Here is a 13,312-nt window from a genome sequence, read left to right on the forward strand (position 1 = left end):
TGGGCTGAAATGTCCACCCTGTGGCTGCCCTGCCACCGGGCTAAAGTCAGTCGCGAATTAAGGGATTCAGGATTCCTTTGATGGACGGCTTATGATTCATATTGCTCGAAGGAGACCGATATGGGCATTACCACGCCGGCCGGATTCAAATGGACTGCAACACTGCGGCATCGAGCAGTGCGTTGACATATCCCTCCCGCTGCAGCCGTTGTTCCGTCTCGCTCATTGAAGACGATACATCGACACAAAGAACCAGTTCGAGATCCACCGAGGAAACCTGCTCCGCCGTGGCCGACAGCGACGTTGTCAGGCTCACCGCCAGAGGGAATAGCACGCCTCGTGCCCGTTCGGGTTTTCTCCGACCAGCGAAGCGTGGAATGAAGGACATCATCTCGGCGCGTCCATCCGGTTGGTCAAACGGGAGGATGCTGCGGCGGCAATTGCACTCGGCGTCAGCCGCGAAACCGCGCGCACCCAGCTCAAAGAGGTATTCGCCAAAACCAACACATACCGTCAAGCGGAACTCGCCACGCTCGTCACCCGCCTTCGGCCACACGCATGATGACCGATTGGTAGGAGCGTATCACGGCCGGAAGCGTCAAGAGGCAGGTGCTGGCGCAAGGCGGCCAACGCGGCGCCGCAGTTGTTTTCAGGCAACGGCAAGTAACGTCGTTGCGGCCAAGATGGGGCGCCAGCGGAATGGCACCTTCTGGCTAGTTCGTCCCAGAACCGGACCGTTCGTTCCCGGCGGACTGAAGCACCGCAGCATTTTCCACTTTGAGGCGAAATAATTCTCAACTATGGTCCGCCAGGCTTTAGGCATGGGGGAATATTGCCGATGGTTTTATCACGCAGGGGTGTCGTGCTTGGCGGCCTGGCGCTGGTCGCGGTGGGTGCAACCAGCAATATTGCTCAAGCCGCGGCGGCAAAATCCTTTTTCGCCGGTACCGCCAGCGACAACAATTTTGTCTATCGCAAGACCAACTTCGCCAAGATCGACAAGAGATGGCATCGCCAGATCGTCAAGTATTTCAGCAGCGAGCCGGTCGGCACCGTCGTGGTCGATACGCGCCACCACTTCCTCTACGTCATCATGGAAAACAAGACCGCCATCCGCTACGGCGTCGGCGTCGGCAAGGAGGGCTTCAAATGGTACGGCCGCGCGACGATCGACCGCCGCGCGCTGTGGCCGGATTGGGTCCCGCCCCCCGAAATGCGTAAGCGCAGGCCGGAACTACCGCCCATGATCGCAGGCGGCGCGTCCAACAATCCGCTCGGGCCGCGCGCGCTCTATCTGCACCGCGACGGCGCCGACACCGGCTACCGCCTGCATGGCACGCTGGAGCCATGGAGCATCGGCACCGACGCTTCCAGCGGCTGCATCCGCATGTTCCCGGAAGACATCATCGACCTCTACCAGCGCTGCCCGATCGGCACCGCGGTGCAGGTCCTGCCGCACATCGCCGACCAGGCGCCCGCTTCCACCACTGTCGAATGATTGGCGCCTCATGAACCGCATGATTGAAAACACGCGCCGGCTGCTCGCCGCCGGCCTGCTGGTGTTGGTCGCATCCTGCTCGACCAGCAACACGCTGGCCCCTTCCACGCCCGACGTCACCAACACCGAGGTTGCCGGCTTCCAGAACGTGCAGCCGGGCAGCGAGGAGGATTTTATCCTCAATGTCGGCCGCCGCACCTATTTCACGCAAGGTTCGGCCGCGCTCGATTCTGTCGCCAAGGCCACCCTCGACACCCAGATCGCCTGGTTAGCAAAGCATCCGCGCTGGCTGCTCAAGCTGCAGGGTTTCGCCGACGATCCCGGCGCAAGTGAAACGGCGCTGTCGCAGCAGCGCGCCGATGCGGTGATGGACTACCTCGCCGCCGGCGGCATAGACCGCAACCGCATGTGGGCCAAGGGCTACGGCAAGGACAGGCTCGTCCGCGAGTGCCCCGACACCGCCTGCAGGTCGCAGAACCGCCGCGTTGTGTCTAATTTGCGCGATGTGCGGGACGAGCCGTAGGGGGCCGCTGTTTTGCTTGTCACCAAATCAGAGTCTCGCACCCGACGGCGGCATGGCTGCTTTGCGTCTCATCTCGGACATTGAGACCAGCATCGCTGTGCGCTCAGAACGGACCCTCGCGATGGAAGAGTTCGATGCGCTGTGCGAGCGCCTGTTCCGAGACCGAAGCAACGTCGCGCGATACCACACGATGTTCGTGATCCGAACGGCCAAAGAAGTGACCGCAATTCCACTGTGGTGTTCGGGTTGCGATAGACCTGCTAGGCCGATTACGCATGCGCCGACTACTTCGCAACGAGACGCTGGAAGTTCGGTTTCAAATGCCCTCGATGCGGAGGCAATCGCGCCTCGCGCCTGGCCAAGCCTCGCTCCGGAAGTTGTCGAAAGGGGCTTCCTTCGCCACGTTCCAATCGGCTCAAAGCTGACCGGAAGCCGTCGGAAAACATCCGAAGTTAACTAGCAGGATCAAGGCGTTCAAACATACTGTCGTCCGGGATGCGCCAGCATCCGTCATTGACCGTCAAGCATCACAGCCATGCATATGGCGTCGACATAGCGACCATCAATGCAAACGCTACGCCTGAGGACACCTTCCGTAACGAAACTAGTTTTTTCATACAGCGTTATGGCCCGGCTGTTATCGGCGTGCACCGAGAGTTCAATGCGAACGAAGTTTTCTTGCCGAGCTTTTTCTAATGCGGCGGTGATGAGGCGACGGCCCAATCCCTGTCCACGAAAACCGGGTATGATTCCCATCGCTAAACTTCCGCGATGAGCGTGGGATGGAAAGAAATGGCGGGTGATGTCGCACCATCCCACAACACGGTTTCCTTCCGTCGCCGCGATATGCGGGTTTCGCTGCTTAATCATATTCAAGACGAAATCGCGTGTCTCGGGAAGCGGGAACGCTTGAAGCATGGTCAGGTATTTTCTCTCCCGCGCGACAACGTCGAGAGCCGCATGGAAACTCTCAATGTGCTCTACGGCTGTATTGACAATCTCAGCCACATTTCCTCCCGAGGTTCTCCAGTATTCCAAAGTCTTTGCCGAAGATTGCCTGATCCGCCAGCGCCCGCAGCTTGGAGGCAACGCCTCGCGCACGCGAGGACGATCGCCGGCGCCGAATGTCGGAACTGGGCGCCAGCTCGGCGCATTTCGTGGCGCCTCCCTCACGCCCAGGCATGAAGCTGTCCTTGTTGACTCAAGAAGTATTTGCATGCGTGGTCATTGCTTATGTGGCGCTATTGCTTTTGAAGTCGATGGCCCGGCACAGGCCTGCGTGGTCTGTCATTGTGAAAGTTGTCGGCGGCAATGTTCTGCGCCGATGACCTCCTATATTGGCGTCTTGAACGGTCAATGGCGATGGCTGGGCAAGCTACCGAAGGTATTCAACTCTTCTCCCGGTGTGGAAAGAACATTTTGCGATCACTGTGGCACGCCGCTGTCCTTCCGCTCAAAGAACATGTCTGATGTCATGCATTTTTTTGCGGCAGCGATGGAGGAGCCAGAAAAATTTGCACCTACGCTGCATGTCGCTTTTGAGGAGAAGCTCCCTTGGTTGAAACTCGCCGACAACCTGCCGACCCGTTTTGGGCCTGACTATACGAAAGACTAGGATCTGCTCGCATCGAGACAAACGGTGGAAGCTGCGGACAGCATGCGGAAGCGAGATGATGACCCCTCCGTTCCAACGGTGATCGAACATTATCGATCGCGGCTGCTCTCGACCTGCTTGAGCGGCAGCAGGTAGGCGATGATCTTCTGATCGCCGAGAGCTGGATCAAAACCAATAATGTCGGATGCAAAAAGGTCGTGGGCGGGGCGTCTCTCGAAGCCAAGGCTCTCATACAGCTTGCATGCAGACGTCATGAACAAGGCGGTGTGAAGCGCAAGGCCGCCTGAGCCCTGCAGACGCGCTTGCAAGACGCACCATTCGCAAAGCGCGCGGCCATATCCGCGGCCCCGTGCCGAGGGAGCAACCGCGAGGGTCCTGAGGCCTGCCAGCCCGGGCGGCCAGCCCATGCCGTCAAAGGCGGCATCGGCGTAGTAGGTGACCGTCCCGACGAGCCGTCCCTCGGCTTCGAGCACCGCGACGCTAGCCTTCGTCCATCGCCCCGCGACATCCCGTGCATCGTTCACGTAGGGCTCGAAGATGTGTGGCGCCAGAACGGGCCGTAACGATGCGAAAGCGTCGGAGACGAGCCCGCCAATTTCATCCAGTTCCTGACGGCTTGCCAGGCGGACGCGTGGCTTGGATGCGATCTGCATGCGGGCCCTCACTGCACCATTTATCTGGACCATATGTAGGGCATTGCATGTCCCTTCGGTTGGCCGGAGTCGCCCGGCTTCGTCCGTCGGCCGCAACCGGAACAGTCGGCTGCCACAATAGCGAAAAATTGCTGCCAAGCCAGCTACGGGCGGGCTCGAGGTTGGCTGCACGAGGCCGTTTCGCGGCTTGAGGTCGAGCCCAAATTATCCCCCGGCAAGACGCGGCAGCAGGAATATCTCCGCCCCTTCCGGCAATTCCTTCGACCAGGTGTCGCGATAGATCGTCCCATCGATGGCGACGGCGATGCCGCGATCGATGTAGGGCTCGAGGCCGGGATACTGTTCAGCCAGTTTCCTGAACAGCTCCCGAATATCCTTCGCCTCGATCTCGACCTTGCTCTTGCCTCCGGCGATCGCGGCGAGCGATCCCCAGAGCGTTACTTCGACCATCAGCCTTCCCGTTCTGCCTCGAGCGCCGCCAGGATGCGCGGCGGCGACATCGGGATGTGCGTCATGCGCACTCCGACCGCGTTCGACACCGCATTGGCGATCGCCGCCAGCGGCGGCACGATCGAGGTCTCGCCGACACCGCGCACCCCGTAGGGATGGTTAGGGTTGGGGATCTCGAGGATCTGTGTGTCGATCATCGGCAGGTCCGAGCAGACCGGGATCCGGTAGTCCAGGAAGCCGGGGTTCTGCAACCGCCCGTCCTTGCCGTAGATATACTCCTCGTTGAGCGCCCAGCCGATGCCTTGCGCGGCACCCCCCTGATACTGCCCCTCGACATAGGTCGGATGCACCGCCTTGCCGGCGTCCTGAACGACGGTGTAGCGCAGCACCCTGGTGGAGCCGGTCTCGGGATCCACCTCGATATCGCAGATATGGGTGGCGAAGGAGACGCCGGCGCCGTCGGCGACGAGCTCACTGTGGCCTGCGATGGGTCCGCCCGTCTTTCCGGAAGCGGCCGCGATCTCCTTCAGCGACAGCGGCGAAAGGTTGCCGTGCGTCGCGCCTTTGGCAATCGCGTGACCCTCTTCCCAGACCACATCGTCGACGGGTATGTCCCACATCTGCGCGGCGCGCTGCCTGAGGACCTTGATGGCGTTGCGTGCCGCCGAGATCGTCGCCATCGAAGACGAGAAGGTGCCGCGGCTGCCGTCCGTCATGTCGTTGTAGCCGAGGCTGGACGTATCGGCGACCACCGCCTTGACTTGCTCATAGGGGATACCGAGCTCCTCCGCCGCGACCAGCGAAAGCGAGGCGCGCGAACCACCCACATCCACGGTTCCGACGGCGAGCGAGACCGAACCGTCCATGCCGATGTTGAGGTCCGTGCAGGTCTGGCCACCGAAATTGAACCAGAAGCCGCAGGCCATTCCGCGGCCCTGATTCTTGCCGAGCGGCGCCTTCATGTGCGGGTGGTTCTTCACCGCCTCCAGAGTCGGGCCGATGCCGATCGGGCCATATACCGGGCCGTAGGATGATCTGGTGCCTTCCTGCGCCGCGTTCCTGATCCGGAATTCGACCGGGTCCATGCCGATTTCCTTGGCCAGTTCGTCGACCGCGCTTTCCACCGCAAACGCCGCCATCGGAGCCGACGGCGCGCGATAGGCCGCGGTCTTGGGCCGGTTGACCAGCACTTCGTAGCCGACCGTCTTGACGTTCTCGAGCTTGTAGCAGGCAAAGGCGGTCATGGCGCCGATCTCGGCCCACATGCCGGCATAGGGGCCGCAGCTATAGCGCAGCGTCGCCTCGGCCGCCGTGATCGTGCCGTCCTTGCGGGCGCCGATCCTGACATCGATCGAGGTGGCGCTGGTCGGGCCGGAGGCGCGGAACACCTCGTCGCGCGTCATGACCAGCTTGACCGGCCGCCCGGCCTTGCGTGACAGCGCCAGTGCCACCGGCTCGGCCCAGACATGGGTCTTGCCGCCGAAACCGCCGCCGATCTCCGACGAGGTGACGCGCAGCTTCGAGGCTTCCATGCCAAGCAGTTGGGCGCAGTGTTGGCGGTAGACAAAATGGCCTTGCGTGCAGACCCACAGGTCGGCGGTGCCGTCCGAGCTGACATTGGCCACGCAGGCATGCGGCTCGATGTAACCCTGGTGTGTCTGCTCGGTCTTGAAGGAGCGTTCGACGACGAAATCGGCCTGGCCGAAACCTTCATGGATGTCGCCATGGCCATACTGGGTGCGCTTGGTGACATTGGAAGGCTTGACGGGCTTCTCCTCGAGGCCCTCGGTGAAGATGGCGTCGTTGACCAGGGGTGCGGAGTGCTTCATCGCCTCGTCGACGTCGGTGACATGCGGCAGCACCTCGTAGTCGACCTCGATCAGCTTCAGTGCCTGTCTCGCCGTGCGGGCATCGACCGCCGCGACCGCGGCCACGGCATGGCCGTCATAGAGCGCTTTCTTGCGCGCCATGCAGTTGTCGAGGATGTCGTACATGGCGGCATCGCCGTCGGTGAGGTCGGGCAGGTCGGCCGCGGTGATCACGGCCTTGACGCCGGCGAGCTTCTCCGCCTTCGACGTGTCGATCTTCCTGATCGTGGCATGCGCATGAGGGCTTCTGAGAACGCGCCCGACCAGTTGCCCGGCCATGTTGAAGTCGGCGCCATAGCGTGCGCGGCCCGTCACCTTGTCGACGCCGTCGGGACGGATAGGACGCGTGCCGACAGAGGTGAAATTGCGTCCGGAGTAACGCGGATCGAAATTCATCGTCAGGCTCCCTTCATCACGCTGGCGGCGTCCTGAACGGCACGCACGATCTTGTCATAGCCGGTGCAGCGGCAGAGGTTCCCGGCAAGGCCGAAGCGGATCTCCTCCTCGGTCGGATCGGGGTTCTTGGCCAAAAGGTCCTTGGCCGCCATGAGGAAGCCCGGCGTGCAGATGCCGCATTGAAGTGCGGCGTGCTCCAGGAATTTCTGCTGCAGCGGATGCAGCCTGTCGCCACGCGCCATGCCCTCGATGGTCTCGACGTGCCGACCCTCGGCCTCCGCGCCGAGCACCAGGCACGAGCACACCAGCCGATCGTCGAGGATGATGCTGCAGGCGCCGCAGTCGCCGGTGCCGCAGCCTTCCTTAGCACCCGTCAGCCCCAGGCGATCGCGCAGCACATCAAGCAGCGTTTCGTCCGGCTGGCAAAGGAACTCGACATTGTCGCCGTTGATTGTCGTTGATACTGCCACACCAGCCATCATTTGCCTCCTGCGCGCGCATAGGCGGTCGTGGCGGCCCGCTTGGCCAGCACACCCGCAACTTTCCGTCTGAATTCGATAGTGCCCCGCTTGTCGTCGATCGGACGGCAGGCCCCCGAGCAGACCTTGGCGAGCCTCTCCAGCGTGGCTTCGTCCAGCTTGGAGCCGATGAGAACCTCGGCGGCCTCCTCGACCAGAATCACCGTCGGCGCCACGGCGCCTAGCGCCAGGCGGGCGGATTTGACGCGACCTTGCTCGTCGAGCGTCAGGTTCACGCCGGCGCTTACCACCGCGATGTCCATCTCCGTGCGCGGAATGAAACGCAGATAGGCATCGCCCGAACGCGGCAGACGTTTGTCGAGCAGGATTGCCTCGATGATCTCGCCCTTGGCCAGCGACGTCTTGCCCGGCCCAGTCGGTACCGCTTCCACGGCAATCGTGCGCCTGGTTCCCGGGCCGACGACCACCGCCTTGGCGCCAGCGGCCACCAGCGCCGGCACGCTGTCCGCGGCCGGCGAGGCGTTGCACAGATTGCCGACGATGGTGCAGCGTCCCTGCACCTGCTTCGAGCCGATCAGGTTCGCAGCTTCGACGACGCCGGGCCATGCGTTCTTCAGGGCCTTGCTCTCGCCCAGCACTGCGCAGGGGACCGCCGCGCCGATGCTGAAGCCCTCGGCTGTTTCCCTGATCTCGCCAAGCCCGTCGATCGCCTTGATGTCGACGATCAGGTCGGGTTCGATAAAGCCGCCTTTCATTCTCACCAAGAGGTCGCTGCCTCCGGCGAGGATGGCGGCCGTGCCGGCTGAACCGGCCAACAGCCCGGCGGCGTCTTCAATTGAAAGCGGACGTATGTAACGCATCGTCTCCCCTTAGTGGTCATAGTCACATCAACTGATATAAACCGTCTCTACGCAATGGCCATCCCGTTCGTGCATTCGCGGATTGGGCCAGGCGGCGCAATTTCATTTGCTCGACCAACTGGACGTCCCGCTGGCCACTAATGCTCGATCGGTCCTTTCGGCATCACCAGCGCCGTGCCTGCTGTCGTCGGGCGCTCGATCATACGGCGGACGCGGGGTGGCTCGTTGCCGCTGTGCAGCGCCCTTATGCGCTCGCCGATGACGGCGTCGGCGTAGGTGGCGCGCCTGTTGTGGCGGATGTATTCGACCCAGGTCGGCGTGTGGTAGTGCTCGATCCATATCGACGGATTTTCGAGATCGCGCGCCAAGGTCCAGTTGCGGGCGCCGTCACGCCGGCGAACGCGGCCGCGCTCGGCCATGGTGGCGAGGAATTCCGGCACGTCCTCGTTACGGATGACATATTCGATCATGATGGCGATGGGGCCGCTGCGTGGCTTGAGATCAAGCGCCAGATGCGGTTCCTGGAAACGGTTAAGCGGATCGAGGTTAAGCACCGCCTGCTGCGGCAGCGGCAGCAGCAGGCCGATGGCGCCTCCCGCCAGCATCGCGACGCTGGCCGCCATCAGGGCGACTTCGGCGCCATGCGCGTCGGCAACGACACCCCAGACCCAGCTGCCGAGCGCGATGCCGCCGAAGGTCGCGGTCTGGTAGACCGACAACACGCGGCCGACCACCCAGCGCGGCGTCGACATCTGCACGGTGACGTTGAAATGCGACAGCGCAGTCACCCAGCAGGCGCCGCCGACCAGCAGGCCGAGCGACGTCTGCCAGGCATGATTGCTGACGGCGGCGTTGAAGGCGCAGACGGCGAAACCGGCAAATGCCATGCGCACCATGGTTTCGCTGGACAGCAGCTGCCGCAGCCTGACGCTGGTCAGCGCGCCGCCGACGGCGCCGATGCCGAAGGCGCCGAGCATGATGCCGTAGCTCAAGGCATCGCCCTTGACGACGTCACGCGCGACCAGGGGAAGCAGCGCCAGGACCGCGCCGGCGCTGAAGCCGAAAGCCGAGCTCCTGACCAGCACCTTGCCGATATTGGGCGACATGGCGACGTAGCGCAGGCCGGCGCCCATTGCGGCGCCCAGCGTCTCGCGCGGCAAGGTCGATGCCGGCAGTTCCGGCCTCCAGCGGGCCAGCACGACGATGAGGCCGACATAGCTCAGCGTGTTGACGGCAAAGGCCGCGGCGGCGCCTGCGGCGGCAACGATGATGCCGCCGATCGCCGGGCCGACGCTGCGTGTCAGGTTGAACCCCATCGAGTTGAGAGCGATCGCCGCCGGCACCTTGGTGCGAGGCACCATGTCGCCGACCGAAGCCTGCCAGGACGGACTGTTGAGCGCGGTGCCGCTGTCGATCAGAAAGGTGAAGGCGAGCAGCGTCCACGGCGTCATCAGGTCGAGATAGGTGAAGACGGTCAGAAGTGCCGAGACGGCGAGCATGAAGATCTGCGCGATCAGCATGATTTTGCGACGGTTGAAGCTGTCGGCGATGGCGCCGGCCAGCAGCGCGAAGAGCATGATCGGCAAGGTGGTCGAGGCCTGGACCAATGCGACCTGGTAGGACGAGGTGGCGATCGTCGTCATCATCCAGGCGGCGCCGACGCCCTGGATCAGGCCACCGAAATTGGAGACGAGGCTGGCGGACCACACCGCCCGGAAGATGCCGTGCCGGAACGGCGCCAGCGCCGAGGCGCTTTCGCTTTCCGGTATGTCGTCGTTCATAAATGCTTTCCCGGGCTCAAACGCGTTTGTTCTTCCGATGAATCGGCCCCTCAAGCCATGGATTCAAAAAATAGAACATCATGTCGCAAAGGGCGAACGCATTCTGGAAAAACATCATGGTCCAACAACAAGATAGCGGACCGGCCAGCGCGTGCCGCTGCAGGCGGAGCGGTCGGTCAGGCCGGCGGCACCGCTTGCCGAGCGCTGCCATGTAATTGGCAGGCACCGGCAGCACTTCTAGCGGTCCTCGAAGCCGGTCAGCACGCCGACGGCGTTGATGCCGATCTCCTCGACGGCGTAGCCGCCTTCCATGACGAACAGCGTCGGCAGGCCGAGCCTGGCGATGCGGCGGCCGATCCTGGGATAGTCGCCCGTTTTCAGCTTGAACTGGCTGATCGGATCCTTCTCGAACGTGTCGACGCCGAGTGAAACCACGACGACGTCAGGAGCATAAGCCGAAAGCCTCGTGCAAGCGTCCTCAAGTGAGGCGTTCCACACGTCCCAGCCGGTGCCGAAGGGCATCGGGTAATTGTCGTTGAAGCCTTCGCCGTCGCCCTCGCCGCGTTCGTCGGCATGGCCGAGGAAGAACGGATATTCGGTCATCGGATCGCCATGCAGGTTCAGCACCTGAACGTCGCCGCGGCGGTAGAAGATCTCCTGGGTACCGTTGCCGTGGTGATAATCGACGTCGAGGATCGAAACGCGCCCGGCGCCATGGTCGCGGAACCATTGCGCGGCGACGGCGGCGTTGTTGATGAAGCAATAGCCGCCCATGAAAGCTGCACCGGCATGGTGCCCCGGCGGGCGGCAGAGCGCGAAGGCGGACGGCTCACCGGCCTTGACCAGCGCGGCGGCGGTCAGCGCGACGTCATAGGACGACTTGATCGCGTCCCATGTGCCTTTGACGAACGTCGCGCCGCCGTCGAAGGAGTAGAAGCCGAGCAGCGCGTCGATGCCTTTCGGGCGCACGTCGCCGCGCAGGCCGCGCGTCGGCCAGGTGAAGGGAATGGCCGAACCGCTGCGGCCCGACGCTTCCCAGAGCGGCCACACGGTCGGCAGGAAATCGATGTAGTCGCTGGCATGCACCTTCCTGGCGGCGGCGAGGTCGTGGATTTCCGGCGGCAGGATCGGACCGAGCTTCTCGCTCTCCACCCGCGCCCTGATGAACTCGGCGCGCGAAGGTTTTTCAAATGCCGGCACGATGGCGCCGGCGATCAATTCGACATTGCCGGAATGGCCGGCATGGAGAGGCGAAAAAACAGTCTTCATGAAATTGTTCCGTGGTGAGACGCGGCGACCCTAACCGTCCTGCACTGCCTTTCACAAGGCGCTGGGCCAACCAGCCATGGCTTGCTGGCACGGTAGCCGGTCGTCTAGCCTGCCGGCAGCGCAACCGAACCGCGGGTAATCATGAGTTCAAATGCCGACCTAATCGTCACCAATGCCCGTGTGCTGACCATGGACGAAGGCAATCCGACGGCCGAGGCGGTGGCGGTAAAGGACGGCAACATCCTGGCGGTTGGCGATCGTCGGACGATCGAGGCGCTGAAAGGGCCGGCCACGAAGATTATCGATGCGCAAGGCGGTTCGGTGGTGCCGGGCTTCATCGAAGCGCATATGCATCTTTTCGGCGGCGCGGCCGAGCTCGACAATCTGCACCTTCAGGGCGTGCATGGCTTCGATGCGCTGAGCGACGCGATCCGCGCCTATGCGGCAGCACGGCCGAACGCCAAATTGCTGCTTGGGGCCGGCGTCGACTACACCATCCTTTCGAAGGAAGAGCCGGTCACCCGCCATCATCTCGATCGCATCATCGCCGACCGGCCGTTCGCGATGTCGGCTTCCGATCACCACACGATGTGGGCCAACACCAAGGCGCTTGAGCTGGCTGGCATCCTGCACGGCAAGCAACTCGGCCCCGGCAATGAGATCGTGATGGGCGCCGACGGGCTCGCGGCGGGCGAATTGCGCGAGGGCGAGGCGTTCGGGCCGATCCTCGAGCTTTCCGGGCAGAACCGCGTGCGGCTCGGCCTTGCGACAGGCGGCGAGCCCGAGCCGTACCCTTCCGCCGCCGAAGTCGCGGCCGATCGTGACCTGATGCATCGCGGGTTGGAATGGTGCGCCCGCCACGGCATCACCTCGATCCAGAACATGGACGGCAATCTTTACCAGCTCGAGCTGCTAGCCGGGCTGGAACAGGAAGGGCGGCTGCTCTGCCGCACCAAGATACCTTTTCATTTCAAGAACTTCATGACGCTCGACAGGCTGGAAAAGGCATCGAGCATGGCCAACTCCTACCAATCGGAATGGCTGTCGTCCGGCATGGTCAAGATGTTTTACGACGGCGTGCTGGAAGGCTGGACCGCGGTCATGGTCGACGACTATGCCGACCGGCCGGGCTGGCGCGGTGAGCCGCTGTTTACGCCGGAGCATCTCGCCGAGGTGGCGGTGGAGGCCGACCGGCGCGGGCTGCAGGTCGCGGTGCATTCGATCGGCGACGGCGCGGTGCGCGCGGTCCTCGATGGGTACGAGGCGGCGCAGCGGAAGAACGGCAAACGCGACAGCCGGCACCGGGTCGAGCACATCGAGGTCACCACTGCCGCCGACGTGCCGCGCTTCGCCGAACTCGGCGTCATCGCCTCGATGCAGCCGCCGCACCCGCCCGGCGCCATGGACTTCCCGTTGGAGCCGACGCTTTCGCGCATCGGTCGCAAAAGATGGCCGCTGAGCTATGCCTGGCGGACGCTGAAGCAGGCGGGCGCGCATGTCGTCTTCGCTTCCGACTGGCCGGTGTCGCGGATCGACCCGATCCTGGGCATTCAGGCGGCGATGCTGCGCAAACCTTGGGCAGACGGCATTCCCGACCAGAGCTTCTCGCTGTTGGAAGCGCTTGCGGGCTATACGGTCGAAGGCGCTTATGCCGAATTCATGGAGCACCGCAAGGGCCGGCTGAAACCAGGCTATCTGGCCGATCTGGTGGTGCTGTCGGCCGATATCGAGGCAGCTGAACCGGGTTTGTTACACAAGGTGCATCCGGTCAGCACCATTTGCGGCGGCAAGATCACTTATCAGGTTTAATGGTGGCGCTGACTATGGCACGGGGCTTGCGTTCTGAACCGAGATTCAGATGCATGGTTGCCAAGCCGACCGGCATATGCTGACAATCGAATGGGAACTGGATCCGCCAAC

The 13,312-nt window shown here is 63.1% G+C and carries 13 protein-coding genes and 2 pseudogenes; 6 read left to right on the plus strand and 9 right to left on the minus strand.

What is annotated here, in order from left to right; genetic code table 11:
* Positions 1-145: 145 nt before the first annotated feature.
* The gene (locus tag NKH23_RS06130) at positions 146-556 is read right to left on the minus strand and encodes a DUF1194 domain-containing protein (protein ID WP_352713455.1); all 411 of its coding nucleotides are present in this window, start codon (positions 554-556) and stop codon (positions 146-148) included.
* 282 nt (positions 557-838) lie between these two features.
* On the opposite strand from NKH23_RS06130, the gene NKH23_RS06135 reads away from it, so the two are divergent.
* The 4 genes and pseudogenes from NKH23_RS06135 to NKH23_RS06150 form a co-directional block, all read left to right on the plus strand.
* Positions 839-1,498: a L,D-transpeptidase gene (locus NKH23_RS06135; protein ID WP_352713452.1), complete on the plus strand. Its 660-nt coding sequence runs from the start codon at positions 839-841 to the stop codon at positions 1,496-1,498.
* A gap of 10 nt (positions 1,499-1,508) precedes the next feature.
* A complete protein-coding gene (locus NKH23_RS06140) occupies positions 1,509-2,021 on the plus strand; it encodes an OmpA family protein (RefSeq protein WP_352664401.1) in 513 nt (170 codons plus the stop codon).
* Positions 2,022-2,142: 121 nt separating this feature from the next.
* A pseudogene (locus tag NKH23_RS06145) lies at positions 2,143-2,256 on the plus strand (Lrp/AsnC family transcriptional regulator); the annotation flags it as partial.
* Positions 2,257-2,300: 44 nt separating this feature from the next.
* Positions 2,301-2,477, plus strand: a pseudogene (locus tag NKH23_RS06150) (hypothetical protein); the annotation flags it as partial.
* A gap of 54 nt (positions 2,478-2,531) precedes the next feature.
* Here NKH23_RS06150 and NKH23_RS06155 read toward each other — a convergent pair.
* The gene (locus NKH23_RS06155; protein ID WP_352713449.1) at positions 2,532-3,029 is read right to left on the minus strand and encodes a GNAT family N-acetyltransferase; all 498 of its coding nucleotides are present in this window, start codon (positions 3,027-3,029) and stop codon (positions 2,532-2,534) included.
* A 208-nt stretch (positions 3,030-3,237) separates the two neighbouring features.
* On the opposite strand from NKH23_RS06155, the gene NKH23_RS06160 reads away from it, so the two are divergent.
* Positions 3,238-3,636 (plus strand): GFA family protein, encoded by a 399-nt coding sequence (locus NKH23_RS06160; RefSeq protein ID WP_352448190.1) that lies wholly within the window; start codon positions 3,238-3,240, stop codon positions 3,634-3,636.
* 89 nt (positions 3,637-3,725) lie between these two features.
* On the opposite strand, the gene NKH23_RS06165 is transcribed toward NKH23_RS06160, so the two are convergent.
* The 7 genes from NKH23_RS06165 to NKH23_RS06195 all read right to left on the minus strand — a co-directional run bounded on the left by NKH23_RS06165 (position 3,726) and on the right by NKH23_RS06195 (position 11,392).
* The gene (locus NKH23_RS06165) at positions 3,726-4,289 is read right to left on the minus strand and encodes a GNAT family N-acetyltransferase (protein ID WP_352713446.1); all 564 of its coding nucleotides are present in this window, start codon (positions 4,287-4,289) and stop codon (positions 3,726-3,728) included.
* Between the two features lie 204 nt (positions 4,290-4,493).
* Positions 4,494-4,739 (minus strand): MoaD/ThiS family protein, encoded by a 246-nt coding sequence (locus tag NKH23_RS06170; RefSeq protein WP_352713444.1) that lies wholly within the window; start codon positions 4,737-4,739, stop codon positions 4,494-4,496.
* Positions 4,739-7,003, minus strand: coding sequence for a xanthine dehydrogenase family protein molybdopterin-binding subunit (locus NKH23_RS06175; protein WP_352713442.1), 2,265 nt, complete (start codon positions 7,001-7,003; stop codon positions 4,739-4,741). The genes NKH23_RS06170 and NKH23_RS06175 overlap by 1 nt, the downstream gene beginning before the upstream one ends.
* Before the next feature lie 2 nt (positions 7,004-7,005).
* Positions 7,006-7,482 carry a (2Fe-2S)-binding protein gene (locus tag NKH23_RS06180; protein WP_352713439.1) on the minus strand — a complete coding sequence of 159 codons (477 nt, stop codon included), beginning with the start codon at positions 7,480-7,482 and terminating at the stop codon, positions 7,006-7,008.
* A complete protein-coding gene (locus NKH23_RS06185; protein ID WP_352713436.1) occupies positions 7,482-8,342 on the minus strand; it encodes an FAD binding domain-containing protein in 861 nt (286 codons plus the stop codon). Before NKH23_RS06185 ends, NKH23_RS06180 begins: the two co-directional genes overlap by 1 nt.
* 137 nt (positions 8,343-8,479) lie before the next feature.
* Positions 8,480-10,123: an MFS transporter gene (locus NKH23_RS06190; RefSeq protein WP_352713432.1), complete on the minus strand. Its 1,644-nt coding sequence runs from the start codon at positions 10,121-10,123 to the stop codon at positions 8,480-8,482.
* Between the two features lie 237 nt (positions 10,124-10,360).
* A complete protein-coding gene (locus NKH23_RS06195; protein WP_352713429.1) occupies positions 10,361-11,392 on the minus strand; it encodes a histone deacetylase family protein in 1,032 nt (343 codons plus the stop codon).
* Positions 11,393-11,533: 141 nt separating this feature from the next.
* Between NKH23_RS06195 and NKH23_RS06200 the strand changes: the two genes are divergently transcribed.
* Positions 11,534-13,201 carry an amidohydrolase gene (locus NKH23_RS06200; RefSeq protein WP_352713426.1) on the plus strand — a complete coding sequence of 556 codons (1,668 nt, stop codon included), beginning with the start codon at positions 11,534-11,536 and terminating at the stop codon, positions 13,199-13,201.
* The last annotated feature ends 111 nt before the right edge of the window (positions 13,202-13,312 follow it).

The sequence above is a fragment of the Mesorhizobium sp. M1328 genome, assembly GCF_040318075.1.
GTDB lineage: Bacteria > Pseudomonadota > Alphaproteobacteria > Rhizobiales > Rhizobiaceae > Mesorhizobium.